Source organism: Rahnella sp. PAMC25559 (assembly GCF_050632365.1).
GTDB classification, from domain to species: Bacteria; Pseudomonadota; Gammaproteobacteria; order Enterobacterales; family Enterobacteriaceae; genus Rahnella; species Rahnella rivi.
Map to the genome: position 1 here is coordinate 1,399,371 of NZ_CP192543.1, position 15,818 is coordinate 1,415,188.

A 15,818-nucleotide genomic window follows, 5' to 3' on the forward strand; every position below is an offset into this window, starting at 1 on the left:
GTTTACAGCGCGGCAATCGTGGCTTTCTGCTCTGCAATCTTAAGTTTCGCTTCACCGCAGGCTGCCAGACGTTCGCGTTCTTTTGCGACAACGGCTTCTGGCGCACGCGCGACAAAACCTTCGTTAGACAGTTTGCCTTCGATGGAAGCAATCTCGCCGTCGAGTTTTGCGATCTCTTTGTCGAGACGTGCCAGCTCAGCATCTTTGTCGATCAGACCCGCCATCGGGATCAGCAGTTCCGCGCCTTCGACCAGTTTGGTGACAGACACCGGGCCTTTGTCGCCGGCAGGCAGAATGGTGATGGATTCCAGACGCGCCAGAGATTTAATAAAGCTCAGGTTCTGTTCCACACGACGCTGTGCATCCGCACCTGCACCGCGCAGCAGCAGTTCCAGCGGCTTGGCCGGAGACAGGTTCATCTCGGCACGCACGTTACGGATTGCGATGATCGCCTGCTTGATCCACTCGAGATCGGCCAGCGCCAGTTCATCCGCTTTCGCCGCATCAAACTCAGGGAAAGGTTGCAGCATGATGGTTTCAGCTGTGATGCCTTTCAGCGTTTTCACGCGCTGCCAGATGGTTTCAGTGATGAACGGAATGATCGGATGCGCAAGACGCAGCAGACCTTCCAGCACTTCCACCAGCGTATGACGGGTACCGCGCAGTTGTGCTTCGCTGCCCCCGTTCATGACCGGCTTGGTCAGCTCCAGGTACCAGTCGCAGAACTGGTTCCAGGTGAATTCATACAGAATGCTGGCAGCCAGATCGAAGCGATAGCTGTCCATCGCATCACGGTAGGCTTTCACCGTGCGGTTATATTCCGCGAGGATCCAGCGGTCAGCCAGTGACAGCTCAAGTTCGCCGCCGTTCAGGCCACAATCCTGATCTTCGGTGTTCATCAGTACGAAGCGGCTGGCGTTCCACAGCTTGTTACAGAAGTTGCGGTAGCCTTCAAGACGCTTCATGTCCCAGTTGATGTCACGGCCAGTAGAAGCCAGTGCCGCCAGCGTGAAGCGCAGGGCGTCGGTGCCGTGCGGTTCGATACCGTTCGGGAATTGCTTCTCGGTACGCTTGCGGATTTTTTCCGCCAGCTGAGGCTGCATCATGTTGCCGGTACGTTTTTCCAGCAGGTCTTCCAGCGAGATACCGTCAATCATATCCAGCGGATCGATAACGTTACCTTTGGACTTGGACATTTTCTGCCCTTCGTCGTCGCGGATAAGACCGGTCATGTAAACGGTATTAAACGGAACCTGTGGCTTGCCGTTTTCGTCTTTCACGAAGTGCATGGTCATCATGATCATGCGCGCGATCCAGAAGAAGATGATGTCGAAGCCGCTCACGACCACGCTTGAAGGGTGGAAGGCTTTGAGATCAGGCGTCTGTTCTGGCCAGCCCAGCGTGGAGAAAGTCCACAGGCCGGAAGAGAACCAGGTGTCGAGCACGTCTTCGTCCTGAGTCAGCACGACGTCTGCGCCCAGATTGTTTTCGCTGCGTACTTCCGCTTCGTCGCGGCCAACGAAAACGTTGCCTTCGGCGTCATACCACGCCGGAATGCGGTGTCCCCACCACAGCTGACGGGAAATACACCAGTCCTGAATGTCACGCATCCAGCTGAAGTACATGTTTTCGTACTGTTTAGGCACGAACTGGATCTCACCTTGCTCAACGGCTTCTACTGCCACTTTCGCCAGCGGCGCGGTACGGACGTACCACTGGTCGGTCAGCATTGGCTCGATCACCACGCCGCCACGGTCGCCGTAAGGTACGGTCAGATCGTGAGGTTTAACTTCTTCCAGCAGGCCCGCTTCATCAAAGGCTGCGACCACGGCTTTACGCGCAGCAAAACGCTCAAGGCCACGGAACTGCTCAGGGATATCATTGGCACATGCATCACTTTCTTCGCCATTGGTGTCGAACACTTCAGCGGTCTGGCGGATATCGCCATCGAAAGTCAGGATATTGATCATCGGCAGGCCGTGACGTTTACCGACTTCATAGTCGTTAAAGTCATGCGCAGGCGTGATCTTCACGCAGCCGGTGCCTTTTTCCATATCTGCGTGTTCATCGCCCAAAATAGGAATGCGACGGCCCACCAGCGGCAGAATGATCTCTTTGCCGATCAGATCTTTGTAACGCGGATCTTCCGGGTTAACGGCCACGCCGGTATCACCGAGCACGGTTTCCGGACGGGTGGTGGCGACAACCAGATAATCTTTGCCTTCAGCGGTTTTCGCGCCGTCAGCCAGCGGATAACGGAGGTGCCACATGGAACCTTTGGATTCGCGGTTTTCTACTTCGAGGTCGGAGATGGCGGTGCGCAATTTCGGATCCCAGTTCACCAGGCGTTTGCCACGGTAAATCAGGTCTTCTTTGTACAGGCGAACAAACACTTCGCGCACGGCGTTGGACAGGCCTTCGTCCATGGTGAAGCGCTCGCGCTCCCAGTCCACGGAGTCGCCGAGGCGGCGCATCTGGCGGGTAATGGTGCCGCCGGATTCTGCTTTCCAGTCCCAGATTTTGTTGATAAACGCTTCACGGCCATAGTCGTGACGGGTTTTGCCTTCTTCGGCCGCGATTTTACGCTCAACCACCATTTGCGTTGCGATACCCGCATGGTCGGTGCCCGCCTGCCACAGGGTGTTTTTGCCCTGCATGCGCTGATAGCGGATCATGGCGTCCATGATGGTTTGCTGGAAAGCATGACCCATGTGCAAGCTGCCGGTAACGTTCGGCGGCGGGATCATGATGGCAAAGCTTTCTTTACTGGTATCACCATGTGGCTTGAAATAGCCCTGTTGTTCCCAGTGCTCGTAAAGCGGCTGCTCGATGTCTTGCGGGTTATATGTCTTATCCATTTCGCTTCGTATTTTCGTCGGTCGATGTGGTGACGGAGGGCGGCGTGGCCGTCGTCAAAGAGAAACCCACGCTGCGATAGGCTTTGTAGCGTTCGCGCGCAAGTTGTTTAAGGGAATCTTCGTAAGGAACGAAGTCTACCACTTCATGGAAAGCAGTAGCAAAATCTGCAAACTCAGGCAGGAGGCTTATCAGCAGGTCGCGTGGCGCATTGCCGCGCTTACCTGGCCAGCAGAGCTCCACCGGCGCACCAAAACGTGGGCCTTCGCCCGCCAGATTGTGCGGCACAAAGTGGGTCGGATCGCGCTTCCAGAGTGCTTCATCCAGACGCTCGGCCTGTTGTTGATCTTCACAAGCCAGCAGGACACGTTTGCCCATCCGGTAACGTTCAGCGGCGACCTGACAGGCCAGCGCTTCGTGTGAGCTGAGCTCGCCACTTGCATCCGGCGCATCGAGAAGAAAAAAGGTTGCCTGTTTCATGATGAGTTCACTGTGCTGCTGAGAAAAAACAGGGGCGCAACTGGGTGCGCCCGCCTGTGAAGGGTCTGGCGAGCCAAACCCTGAGGGTGAAATTATACCTTATTTGACGGGCGAATCAGATCATTCATCACCGTCAAGACCGGCACGGTTAAGCAGGAACTGTGACAGCAGCGCGACCGGGCGACCTGTCGCCCCTTTGTTTTTCCCTGAACGCCATGCAGTACCGGCGATGTCCAGATGCGCCCAGCTGTATTTACGGGTGAAGCGCGACAGGAAACAACCGGCAGTGATAGCACCCCCTGCACGGCCACCGATGTTTGCCATATCGGCAAAGTTGGAGTCCAGCTGTTCCTGATATTCGTCAGCCAGCGGCAGACGCCATGCGCGGTCACCTGCCTGCTCGGAGGCGCCAATCAGCTCATGGGCCAGCGGATTGTGGTTCGACAGCAACCCGGTGATGTGATGACCAAGGGCAATCACGCAGGCACCGGTCAGCGTGGCGACGTCAATCACCAGCTCAGGATCGAAACGTTCGACGTAGGTCAGCGCGTCACACAGCACCAGACGGCCTTCAGCGTCGGTGTTCAGCACTTCGACAGTCTGGCCGGACATTGTCGTCAGAATGTCACCCGGACGGAACGCCTGGCCGCCAGGCATGTTTTCACAGCCAGCGAGGACGCCAATCACGTTGAGCGGCAAATTCAGTTCAGCCACGACGCGCATTGCGCCATACACTGCGGCTGCACCACACATGTCGTACTTCATTTCATCCATATCTGCGGCGGGCTTGATGGAAATACCGCCGGAATCGAAGGTCAGGCCTTTGCCGACGAGCACGATAGGCTTAGCGTCCGGATTAGGATTGCCCTTATATTCCATCACCGACATCAGCGATTCGTTTTTCGAACCCTGACCGACGGCCAGATAAGCGTTCATCCCCAGCTCTTTCATCTGCTGTTCGCCGATAACGCGGGTGGTGATGTTCGTGCTGAACGCGTCGGCGAGCTGACGCGCCTGTGACGCCAGATAAGCGGCGTTACAGATGTTTGGTGGCATATTGCCCAGATCTTTCGCGGCTTTGATGCCAGCGGAGACGGCTAAACCGTGCTGGATGGCGCGCTCACCGCTGGTCAGTTCACGGCGGGTTGGCACGTTGAAGACCATTTTACGCAGCGGACGGCGAGGTTCGACTTTATTGCTTTTCAGCTGGTCGAAGGTATAAAGCGATTCTTTAGAGGTTTCGACCGCCTGGCGCACTTTCCAGTAAGTATTGCGCCCTTTTACGTGCAGCTCGGTGAGGAAGCAAACGGCTTCCATAGAACCGGTGTCGTTCAGGGTATTGATCGTTTTCTGGATAACCTGTTTGTACTGGCGCTCATCCAGTTCGCGTTCTTTGCCACAACCAATCAGCAAAATGCGTTCTGAAAGAATATTCGGTACATGATGCAGCAACAGGGTCTGGCCCACTTTGCCTTCAAGTTCGCCACGGCGGAGCAGGGCACTGATATAGCCATCACTGATTTTATCGAGCTGTTCGGCAATCGGTGACAGACGGCGAGGTTCGAAAACGCCGACTACAATACAGGCACTGCGTTGTTTTTCCGGGCTACCGCTTTTTACGCTGAACTCCATGCACTCTCCTGAATCTTAAAGACAAGGGCGGGAGGTACGGCTAGAATGGTTGCCGGAGACACTCTCCCGTCATTGTGTTAACGACCTGTGTTAACCTTAAACGGCGTTAGTTTTTATTTTGGCGGCTATAAGCATGTTCCTATAGGACACCCCAATTCTCGGTGTTGTAATACTATTTTAGCTGTGAAGGTTGCCATATGATGAGAATAAATGACGGATTAGCGATGAAACTAGCGATTTTCCTTCAAAAAGACAAGTTTTCACAGGCGTATTAAGCGTGATCATCATTAGATATCTGGTTAGGGAAACCTTCAAGAGCCAATTTGCCATTCTGTTCATTCTGCTTCTCATCTTCTTTTGTCAGAAGCTGGTCAGGGTGCTTGGAGCGGCAGTCGATGGCGATATCCCAACAAATTTAGTTCTGTCACTTCTGGGTTTAGGTATTCCGGAAATGGCGCAGCTTATCCTTCCTCTCAGTCTTTTCCTCGGCTTGCTGATGACGCTCGGTAAATTGTATACCGACAGTGAAATCACGGTCATGCATGCCTGTGGTCTTGGAAAACGGTCGCTGGTCATCGCGGCGATGGTATTGGCGTTATTTACCTCAGTTTTCGCCGGCTTTAACGCGATATGGTTAAGCCCGTGGTCATCGAAACATCAGGATGCGGTTCTGGCGGAAGCCAAAGCCAATCCCAGTATGGCGGCGATGGTTGAAGGCCAGTTCCAGCAGGCACAAAACGGCAATGCGGTACTGTTCGTGGGTAACGTGAAAGGTAAGGAATTCCATAACGTCTTCCTGGCGCAGCTGCGCCCGAGTGGCAACCAGCGTCCTTCGGTGGTGGTGGCAGATAAAGGCCACATGTTGCAACGTCCGGACGGTTCTCAGGTCGTGACTCTGGATCAGGGCACGCGCTATGAGGGCACGGCCTTGCTGCGCGATTTCCGCGTCACTGACTTTACCGATTATCTTGCCGTTATTGGTCATCAGACCGTTCAGCTGGATCCGAACGAGTCCGATCAGATGAGCATGTCCCAACTCTGGCATTCCGATGAGCCGGAAGCGCGTGCAGAGCTTAACTGGCGTATCACATTAATTGTGTCGGTCTTTATCATGGCGCTGTTAGTGGTTCCGCTTAGCGTGGTGAACCCGCGTCAGGGTCGCGTGCTCAGCATGTTGCCGGCTATCCTGCTTTATCTGATTTTCTTCCTGCTGCAAACCTCCCTGCGTTCCAATGGCGCGAAAGGTAAACTGGATCCGATGGTCTGGATGTGGGGCACTAACCTGCTCTACCTCGCACTGGCATTGGTTCTGAATGCATGGGATACCTTGCCGGTTCGTAAGGTCCGCGCGCGTCTGAGAGGAGTTGCCTGATGTTTGGCGTATTAGACCGGTACATCGGTCGCACGATCTTCAACACCATCATGATGACGTTGTTCATGCTGGTGTCACTCTCCGGCATCATCAAGTTTGTCGACCAGTTGCGTAAGGTCGGGCAGGGCGGATATTCAGCGGCGGGCGCAGGGCTTTACACCTTACTGAGCGTTCCGAAAGATATCGAGATCTTCTTCCCGATGGCCGCACTACTCGGTGCATTGCTGGGGCTTGGCACACTGGCAACACGCAGTGAGCTGGTGGTCATGCAGGCCTCTGGTTTCACCCGTATGCAGATCGCTGCATCGGTGATGAAAACGGCAATTCCGCTGGTGCTGCTGACCATGGCGATTGGCGAGTGGGTCGCGCCGCAGGGCGAGCAGATGGCGCGTAACTATCGTGCGCAGCAGATGTACGGCGGTTCGCTGCTCTCTACCCAAAATGGGCTGTGGGCAAAAGACGGGCATGACTTTATCTACATTGAGCGTGTTGCGGGTGAGAAAGAACTCACTGGCGTGAACATCTACCATTTCGATGATCAGAATAAGCTGCAATCGGTGCGTTATGCCTCTTCAGCTACCTTTGATAATGGCGAGTGGAAACTCTCTCAGGTGGATGAATCAGACCTGACCGACAAGCTGCAAATCACCGGTTCTCAGACCCTTTCCGGCGTGTGGAAAACCAACCTGACACCGGACAAACTCGGTGTCGTGGCACTGGATCCGGATGCGTTGTCGATAAGCGGGCTCTACAACTACGTAAAATACCTCAAGCAGAGCGGCCAGGAGTCCAAGCGTTACCAGCTGAACATGTGGAGTAAAATCTTCTCTCCGCTGTCTGTTGCCGTAATGATGCTGATGGCGCTTTCGTTCATCTTCGGGCCGCTGCGCAGCGTGCCGATGGGCGTGCGGGTGGTGACGGGGATCTGCTTCGGTTTCCTGTTCTACGTGCTTGATCAGATTTTCGGCCCGCTGAGCCTGGTTTACAGCATTCCGCCGATTCTGGGCGCATTGCTGCCAAGCGGACTGTTCCTCGTCATCAGCATGTATTTACTGTTGAAGAAAAAGTAAAACCGCAGATTCAGATAAACAAAAAGCAGGCTCTTTACAGAGGCCTGCTTTTTTTACGTCTGAATGCGGAGGTCTGAACAATCAGATCTCGTTATTGCGCACCAGATCAGCCACCAGATCGTTCACGCCATCGCTCATGTTTTTAAACTTGGTCAGCTCGCTGCGGGTCACCACCACGAACACACCGACACCGCGTTGCGGTACCATCGCAACATAAGTGATAAAACCACCGCCGCCACCGGTTTTCTGAATGATGCGCGGTAACAGTGGGGTTGGCGCCATGGTCACCCATCCCATGCCCAGCGAGTCCGCCATGCCCGGTACGTCCATCCCCTTGAGCGACACTAAATCAGAACGTTTGTAATACATTTTCTGCGCCATATCGGCGGTAGAGGTGCGTTGCCCGAGAAACTGACGCATCCAGCGGCCCATATCAGCCGGCGTCGAGTACAGCCCGCCACTGCCTGCTGCTGCGGTAGTGTTGATGCATGGCGTCGGTCGCAGGCCCACCATCAGCCTTGCACACTGGCTGGCATTTGGCGTGAGCGTGGTATCGATCATACCGAGCGGCTGGGTGATCTGCTCGCGCAGAAGTTGGGTGTAAGGTTTATTCGCGGCTTTTGATAACGCATCCGACAACAGATCAAATGCCAGATTAGAGTAAGACGCGCGGGCGCCCGGCGGCACGGTCATTTTGGCGACGCTCAGCCAGTTCCAGCGGTCGCTTTTCGTCGGCCAGGTAAATACATCACGGTGCGCAACGCCACCCGGTTGCTCACGCGGCAGCCCACTGGTGTGCGTCGCCAGATTCAGCAACGTGATGGGATTGGTGCCGTTGTAACTGGGTACGCGGGCACCGGCAGGTGCATATTTACGCAGCGGGTCATTAATACTGACTTTGCCCTGTTGCACCATTTTGACCAGCACTTCGCTGGTAATCAGCTTAGTCAGCGACGCAACGCGCACGAGGGAGTCTTCACGTGGACGCACATCGGAACCGGGGCGGGTTTCACCAAAACTGCGGAACACCTGCTGATTGTTATCCACCACCACCAGCGCCATTCCCATTGCGCCACTGCCGTAAAAAATGTGTTCTGCATGGTCATCCACGACCTGCGACGCGAGACGTGCGTTTTGTTGCGCATAGCTCCATAAAGGCGTACTGGCAAAGGCCAGGGCAAGGAGCGAAAGAGAGATTTTTTTCAACAAGCGGGTATCCATCAACAGGGCATCAACTATTCGTGATTTGTATACTAATGCGAAGTTTGAGAAACGGCATGAGAAAAACGCGCCCAAATCGAAGATTTTTGTCAACAAAACCCCCACTTACCGCCGCTGATGTTTGTTTTTTCAACACTTAAACCGAACAGGGTGGGATAACTATTGCGTGACCTGCTGGGCTGGGTATAATGCCCACGTTTTCCGCATACTACTTTCTGTGCCGAAGTGGCGAAATCGGTAGACGCAGTTGACTCAAAATCAACCGCCGCAAGGCGTGCCGGTTCGATTCCGGCCTTCGGCACCATTAGTATGTAAATAGACCTCAACTGAGGTCTTTTTTTATGCCTAAAATCCAGTCCCCGCAAGGCTTTGCCCCGCTTTTCAGTCAACCGACGTCAATCTGAGTTACCCCACATCAACATGCTTGTGAGTATAGAACCGAGTATATATGCTGGTTCGATAATGCTTATATACTCACGGCAGCATATGGAAGGAATACCATCATGGCCCTGACTGATACCAAGGTGCGTTCGGCAAAACCTGAAGCAAAGGAATACTCGCTCGTCGATGGCGACGGCATGTTTTTGCTGATACACCCTAAGGGCTCCAAATACTGGCGTTTCCGCTTTCGCTTTGGCGGCAAGCAACACCTGATGGCCTTTGGTGTTTACCCAGAGACATCTCTCGCTGATGCCAGACATAAAAGAGAAGCTGCCAGAAAACTGGTTGCGGCAGGCATTGATCCCCGTGAACAAAAGCGTGCAGTAAAAGAAGAGTTGGCTAAAGAAGTCTTCACCTTTGAAGTGGTTGCCAGAGAATGGCATGCGACTAATAAGAAGTGGTCGAAAGATCACAGCAATCGTGTTTTGAAAACGCTGGAAGACTTTCTTTTCCCGGCCATCGGCAAACACAATATCACCGAACTCAAAACCCGCGATTTGTTGGCACCTATCAAAGCGGTAGAGAAGTCTGGTCGTCTTGAAGTTGCTTCTCGTCTTCAGCAGCGCACGACGGCAATCATGCGCTATGCCGTACAAAGCGGTTTGACCGACTATAATCCCGCGCAGGAAATGGCTGGAGCCGTCGCTACAGCAAAACGGCAGCATCGTCCCGCCTTAGAACTTAGCCGTACCCCTGAACTGCTTCACCGTATCGATACCTACACCGGCAGACCGCTCACTCGGTTAGCTATAGAGATGACGCTGCTGGTCTTTATCCGTTCCAGTGAGTTGCGTTTCGCCCGTTGGTCAGAGATCGACTTCGATACATCAATGTGGACGATACCGGCAGATCGTGAACCATTAGAAGGTGTTAAACATTCTCACCGTGGATCTAAGATGCGAACGCCGCACCTGGTACCGTTATCTCGGCAGGCCCTTGAAGTCCTTGAGAAAATAAAACGACTAAACGGTAATCGCGATTTAATTTTCGTTGGCGATCATGACCCACGTAAACCGATGAGTGAAAACACGGTTAACAATGCACTCCGGGTTATGGGGTACGACACGAAAGTGGAAGTCTGTGGCCACGGATTTAGAACCATGGCATGTAGTTCATTGATTGAGTCAGGAATGTGGTCTAAGGATGCAGTAGAACGGCAGATGAGCCATCAGGAACGTAACTCTGTGCGTGCGTCTTACATTCATAAGGCAGAGCACTTGGATGAACGCAGGCTAATGCTACAGTGGTGGGCTGATTTTCTGGATGCTAATAGAGATAAGGGGGTTAGTTCTTTTGATTTCGGGAAGAAATAATCAACACTCTCATTTTGATCATCTTTTTGTTTCCCAAAATGAATACTATAAAACGAACTCAATTCATAGGGCGGAGGGGTAATGAACTCAATAGAATTTGAAGAGTTAGCTGAAGAGTCGTTAGTAACATTTGCAGAAATTTCGGATGGGGCTGCACGAAAACTCGTATCCGGGGTTACTATTTCGACTGATAGTTTTGCTAGCGGTAATACTCTTACTGGGTCAAAAGCCTATCAGAATCTTGATAAAATTACGAAAGAAAACCGTGATGCTTTGACAGCCTTAAAACTAGAGCCCTCGATAGCGCGATTAGTATTAGAAGATGAAGATGGTAAATCTCTTGTAGTTTATATTGCACGAAAGAGCAATTTACTTTTAGCGTCGGGTAAGCAAGTTGCTAGCTATGGGTCAGCAATTGGGAAACTCGCTGAATTACCGGTTGGTGAAGAGCGTAATGTTACTCTTAATGAGAAAACTCAGGTTTTATCATTAATTGAAAAGACAAGTTTTACACCTCAAGTCGTGGATGGTGAATGGGAATCGACTAACAGTCAGTATCGTCATATAGAACGAGGGACTTTCTCTATTGAATCTCTACGTTCATTATTACGGGGACAAGGTATAGATGTAGATGATGAACTAGAACGGATGCTTGAGCTTTCCGCTGCAACAGGTGGTATCCAGTCAGGGATTAGTCATCAAATACGAACAGCAATGGGATTGAGAGACCAACCCGTTCTCGATCAATTTCAGGGTGATATATTTCGTTTGCCAATAGATAGTCAGTTGATTATTTTAGGCCCCCCAGGAACTGGAAAGACTACAACTCTTATTAAAAGATTGGGACAAAAGATCGATTTAGATAACCTTGATGAGAATGAACTTCGTATAATAAATTCTGCAAGCAAGGAGGGGCCACATGAAGTTAATTGGCTTATGTTCACGCCTTCGGACTTGCTTAAACATTATCTCAAAGAAGCTTTTAATCGAGAGCAGGTCCCAGCCTCTGATGAGCGTATAAAGACATGGAATTCTTATCGCAGCGATATGGCTCGCAATACTCTTGAAATCCTTCGTTCTGCGAATGGTGGCAGATATGTGCTCAGGCTTGAAATGAATAATTTAGCAGAAGAGATGATTCTCGATCCAAGGAGTCTATATGAGGCTTTTAGTTCATTCCATGAAAACCGCTTAAGAGTACAGTTAAAAGAAGGGATCGATGTAGCATTGAGATGCTCTGCCGCAGCTAATGTACCCTTTGTTCAACAATTACAACAAATGCTCTTTGAATAGACCCTAGTTTCCTAGACTGTTCCGTGCCTCATGAACCAGGCACTTTCATAAACTGCAGGGGCTTGATCCTCACAGGCACTGTGGCGGCGTTTAGCATTATAAAACATCTCGACATAATCGAAGATATCCGCCTTCGCTTCTTCCCTATTTTTATAGATCCGTTTCTTTATGCGTTCCCGTTTTAGCAACTGGAAAAAGCTTTCTGCCACTGCGTTGTCATGGCAATTACCCCGACGACTCATGCTGCTTTTTAAATTGTGAGCTGTCATAAAATGCTGACATCTTTCGCTCGTATATTGAGAGCCCTGATCTGAATGGATTAATACTTCTGCCGTTGGTTTACGTCGCCATACCGCCATCAATAATGCATCCATTACTAACTCAGCGGTCATTCGTGCGCCCATGCTCCAGCCGATAACCCGGCGTGAGAAGAGATCAAGAACAACAGCCAGATACAGCCAACCCTCATGCGTCCTTATATAAGTCATGTCACTCACCCAATGCGTATTTGGGGTTGGGACAACGAACTGGCGTTCAAGGTAATTTGGACTGGCAAAAGAAGGCTTTCCGCCACCGTAATAGAGTCGTTTTCGGTATCCAGTCTGAGATGCTAGTTCAGCGAGCCTCATCAGGCGCGCGATCCTGTTACGTCCGACGCATTCACCCAGATCTTTCATATCGAGCCAGATTTTTCGATAGCCGTAAACCGTACCGCTTTCAAGCCACAGTTGTTTAATCAAGCCTGTTTGCCGTTCATCTTGCCGGGTACGCAAAGATTTAGGCCGCTTTAGCCACTGGTAATAACCGCTGTGATGGAGGCCAAGAACCAGGCATAACCTGCGTACAGCATAAAAGGACGACATTTTTTTAATGAAGGCGTACTTCAGCCTGACGTTCTTGCAAAGTACGCGGCGGCCTTTTTTAAGATATCCCGCTCTTCAGTTACTCGCTTAAGTTCTTGCCTGAGGCGCTTTACTTCATGCTGAAGTGCATCGTCCTGCTTACGCTGCGGCTCGGGCTTCTGGTAGCGCTTAACCCAGGCGTAAAGACTATTAGTGGATACACCAAGTCGAGAGGAGACCTCAGATACAGGGTACCCCTGCTCAGTGATCTGTTTTACGGCTTCAATTTTGAATTCTTCAGTGAACGTTTTGACTGACATAAACACTCCTTCATTAGGCCTCCATTATGAGGCAAAAAAGTGTCTACGAAACCCGGGTCTATTCATAACGATATTTGAGAATGCTTTCCATATATTCTCATTTGATGGTGATGCTAATTTGAATGAGGCCACCGAACTGGCTTGAACGCGCTGGCGGCCAGACGTACCCGTCATATTTCGCATAGCTTGTTCACGAAAAATGTTGTCTCTTGCAAGCAAATATCCAAACTCAGCAGGTACAGGATACTTAGTACGCATCACTATATATTCAGTCGAGCCCCAACCTACCGAGTTATCTGGTAAGCATTGAATAAATGCAGTTTTACCGTTTTCAAGACATGGTGTAATTCTTGCTAGCAGTGTGTCGCCATTGCGAAAACGCATACCACTGCCAAATGATCGCATGACCGGAGGGGCGGGCCAACATCCATTAGTAGGCAGTGAAGACATTTCTAAATAGGGAGCCTCTACTCCTCTACGGAGGGGCTCACTAGGGTTAAAGTCGATAATTTCGTTTGCTGGTATCCATTTCCAGCCATCTGGAATTTCTCCCGACTCTAATTCAACAAGCCGATCGGGAAAAATGTCATAGAGGTCTGCTGGGAGTCCAGGTAATGATTGCCCCTTCTGCCAGCGGCCTTCCATTTTAGCCCTGACTGGCTCGAAATCTACGAACCACGATTTAAACAAGGCACTAGCCATCTCTTCTAGTATCTCGTTCATCCGTCGATTTAGAGCTATTTTATCGTCCAATGTGCCAAGAGTATCTGCAATGGCACGCTGCTGGTCGAGTCCTGGAACTCGAAGAACCAACGACTCAATCATTGCCTTTGTAAGCGCATTTCGCGTTGCCCCAGCGGAAGCTAAAGCCAATAAATGCTCTTGCATTAATGGGCTGATTAAAACATAGCGTAAAAAACGCTTATCTAGCATCTCTGGCAGAGGACGAATAATTGCAACGTGTTGGTTTACCCGTGCTGGCAAAACTGTTTGATCAACCTGACAGCAACGTGCTACTGAATCTCCGGTAATGTTGAGTAGAACATCACCTTCCTCGACTATTACATTTCGCAACTCCCACGCTTGAGAGTCATCTATATTTACGAGGCCTTCGCGAGAAAATCGATCGTTGTATATATTTTGGCTACGTATTAGAGCAGTAATGCCACCTCGATACGCTTCCTTACCCCCACGGGGCGTTGCACCGCTACCAATTTTGAGGCAGACCTCCCCAAGACGGATTTGTTTCCACTCAGTCTCCATACCCAAGCCCTCTCAAATTTGTCTCAATCTTGGTATCCAACTTAACTGCAATATCACGTTGCTCATGCCATTGCTTTGATAGACGAGCCATTTTTTCCGTGAAGGGTTCATTATCATCTTCTTGCTCTGCTGCGCCAACGTAACGTCCCGGGGTCAGTAGATAATCATGTTTGCGGATCTCTTCAAGTGAAACTGATTTGCAAAATCCCGCCACGTCACTGTATTCACCCGCACCGTCCTCCCCACGCCAAGCGTGATATGTATCTGCAATTTTCTGGATTTCTTCGCCAGTGAATTCACGTCGGGTACGGTCCATCAATACACCTAATTTACGGGCATCAATGAATAAAACTTGCCCACGTCGGTCGCGCTTTCCACCTACTTGACCATTGATAGGATTTTTATTGCGTGCTAAAAACCAAAGACATGCGGGAATTTGTGTAGAATAAAATAGCTGTCCAGGCAACGCGACCATGCAATCTACAGCATCGGCTTCAAGCATTGCTTTACGGATTTCCCCCTCGCCGGATTGGTTGGAGCTCATGGAGCCGTTTGCCAGTACTATGCCAGCATGACCGTTTGGTGCAAGGTGGTGATAAATATGCTGTAACCAAGCGTAGTTTGCATTGCTCACAGGGGGGATACCGAACTTCCAGCGCACGTCTTCACGTAAGCGATCTCCACCCCAATCTGAGATATTAAAAGGCGGGTTAGCTAAAATAAAATTTGCCTTCAGGTCACGGAGTTCATCCTTATGGAAGCTACCTTCATTATTCCATCGAATGTCAGAATCGATGCCCCGTACTGCCAGGTTCATCTTGGCTAAACGCCAGGTGGTGTAATTCGATTCTTGTCCATAAATAGCAATGTCACCTACACGACCGCCGTGTTCCTGCACAAATTTTTCCGATTGGACAAACATCCCACCAGAGCCACAGCAAGGGTCGTATATGCGACCAAAGTAGGGTTCAAGCATTTCTACAAGTACCTGTACAACGGAACGAGGGGTGTAGAACTCACCACCCCGCTTGCCCTCTGCACCAGCAAACTGACCTAGAAAATATTCATATACGCGTCCCAAGATATCTTTGGAACGACTATCTTCCTCATTGAGAGCAATACCGGAAATAAGGTCGATCAGCTCGCCTAACATCACTTTATTTAACGCTGGTCGTGAGTAGTCTTTTGGTAGCACGCCTTTGAGCGATTCATTATCTTTCTCAATGGCACGCATCGCGTCATCAATTAGTGAGCCAATAATCGGGAGCTTGGCGCTGGCCTGCAGGTGTGACCAACGCGACTCTTTCGGTACCCAGAAAACGTTATCTGCAAGATACTCATCCTTGTCCTCGGCAGCCTGAGCGTCTTCGTTCAATAGCGCTTGGTGCTTAGCTTCAAAGGCGTCCGAAATGTATTTGAGGAAAATAAGTCCAAGCGCAACATGCTTGTAGTCCGATGGCTCCATGTTGCCGCGAAGTTTATCAGCGGTCTTGAAGAGCTCTGCCTCGAAGCCGAGGTCTCCGCCTTTACCGTTATTGTTTGAACTACTAAGTGCCATCTTGTTCGTTCCTTTTACTTAATGCTATTAACGCTGGGTTCTGAGGTTCCGACGTCATTCAACTTACATAAGGTTCGCAGCTACGAGCAGTTCTTACAAACTACAAAGCTTTTGACCCCAAACCGGTAAGTATCATTGTTTCTGATGTATTGGTTTC

The 15,818-nt window shown here is 50.9% G+C and carries 11 protein-coding genes and 1 tRNA gene; 5 read left to right on the forward strand and 7 right to left on the reverse strand.

Going from position 1 to position 15,818, the window contains the following annotated elements; genetic code table 11:
* Positions 1–2: 2 nt before the first annotated feature.
* From ACQZQY_RS07815 to pepA, 3 genes are all read right to left on the reverse strand, one after another.
* Entirely contained in the window at positions 3–2,858 is a 2,856-nt protein-coding gene (locus ACQZQY_RS07815) for a valine--tRNA ligase (protein WP_122094371.1), read from the reverse strand.
* Entirely contained in the window at positions 2,851–3,336 is a 486-nt protein-coding gene (locus tag ACQZQY_RS07820) for a DNA polymerase III subunit chi (RefSeq protein WP_056776544.1), read from the reverse strand. The genes ACQZQY_RS07815 and ACQZQY_RS07820 overlap by 8 nt, the downstream gene beginning before the upstream one ends.
* A gap of 120 nt (positions 3,337–3,456) precedes the next feature.
* Entirely contained in the window at positions 3,457–4,968 is a 1,512-nt protein-coding gene (pepA, locus tag ACQZQY_RS07825; protein WP_056776547.1) for a leucyl aminopeptidase, read from the reverse strand.
* Positions 4,969–5,245: 277 nt separating this feature from the next.
* Here pepA and lptF point away from each other — a divergent pair, with 277 nt between their 5' ends.
* The gene (gene lptF / locus ACQZQY_RS07830; protein ID WP_056776550.1) at positions 5,246–6,340 is read left to right on the forward strand and encodes an LPS export ABC transporter permease LptF; all 1,095 of its coding nucleotides are present in this window, start codon (positions 5,246–5,248) and stop codon (positions 6,338–6,340) included.
* Positions 6,340–7,410: an LPS export ABC transporter permease LptG gene (gene lptG / locus ACQZQY_RS07835; protein ID WP_056776552.1), complete on the forward strand. Its 1,071-nt coding sequence runs from the start codon at positions 6,340–6,342 to the stop codon at positions 7,408–7,410. The genes lptF and lptG overlap by 1 nt, the downstream gene beginning before the upstream one ends.
* 81 nt (positions 7,411–7,491) lie before the next feature.
* Here lptG and ampH read toward each other — a convergent pair whose 3' ends face one another.
* Positions 7,492–8,631 (reverse strand): D-alanyl-D-alanine-carboxypeptidase/endopeptidase AmpH, encoded by a 1,140-nt coding sequence (ampH, locus tag ACQZQY_RS07840; protein WP_431296879.1) that lies wholly within the window; start codon positions 8,629–8,631, stop codon positions 7,492–7,494.
* A gap of 219 nt (positions 8,632–8,850) precedes the next feature.
* Between ampH and ACQZQY_RS07845 the strand changes: the two genes are divergently transcribed.
* The 3 genes from ACQZQY_RS07845 (at position 8,851) to ACQZQY_RS07855 (ending at position 11,678) form a co-directional block, all read left to right on the forward strand.
* Positions 8,851–8,935 (forward strand) — tRNA-Leu (locus tag ACQZQY_RS07845).
* A 199-nt stretch (positions 8,936–9,134) separates the two neighbouring features.
* Positions 9,135–10,385: a tyrosine-type recombinase/integrase gene (locus tag ACQZQY_RS07850; RefSeq protein WP_431296880.1), complete on the forward strand. Its 1,251-nt coding sequence runs from the start codon at positions 9,135–9,137 to the stop codon at positions 10,383–10,385.
* 81 nt (positions 10,386–10,466) lie between these two features.
* A complete protein-coding gene (locus tag ACQZQY_RS07855) occupies positions 10,467–11,678 on the forward strand; it encodes a hypothetical protein (RefSeq protein WP_431296881.1) in 1,212 nt (403 codons plus the stop codon).
* 11 nt (positions 11,679–11,689) lie between these two features.
* On the opposite strand, the gene ACQZQY_RS07860 is transcribed toward ACQZQY_RS07855, so the two are convergent.
* From ACQZQY_RS07860 to ACQZQY_RS07870, 3 genes are all read right to left on the reverse strand, one after another.
* A protein-coding gene (locus tag ACQZQY_RS07860) for an IS3 family transposase (RefSeq protein WP_431295601.1) occupies positions 11,690–12,840 on the reverse strand; the annotation gives its coding sequence in 2 pieces (ribosomal slippage) (positions 11,690–12,606 and positions 12,606–12,840; 1,152 coding nt in all).
* A gap of 24 nt (positions 12,841–12,864) precedes the next feature.
* Positions 12,865–14,103 (reverse strand): restriction endonuclease subunit S, encoded by a 1,239-nt coding sequence (locus ACQZQY_RS07865; protein ID WP_431296882.1) that lies wholly within the window; start codon positions 14,101–14,103, stop codon positions 12,865–12,867.
* Positions 14,093–15,661 carry a type I restriction-modification system subunit M gene (locus ACQZQY_RS07870; protein WP_425025888.1) on the reverse strand — a complete coding sequence of 523 codons (1,569 nt, stop codon included), beginning with the start codon at positions 15,659–15,661 and terminating at the stop codon, positions 14,093–14,095. Before ACQZQY_RS07870 ends, ACQZQY_RS07865 begins: the two co-directional genes overlap by 11 nt.
* Positions 15,662–15,818: the final 157 nt, after the last annotated feature.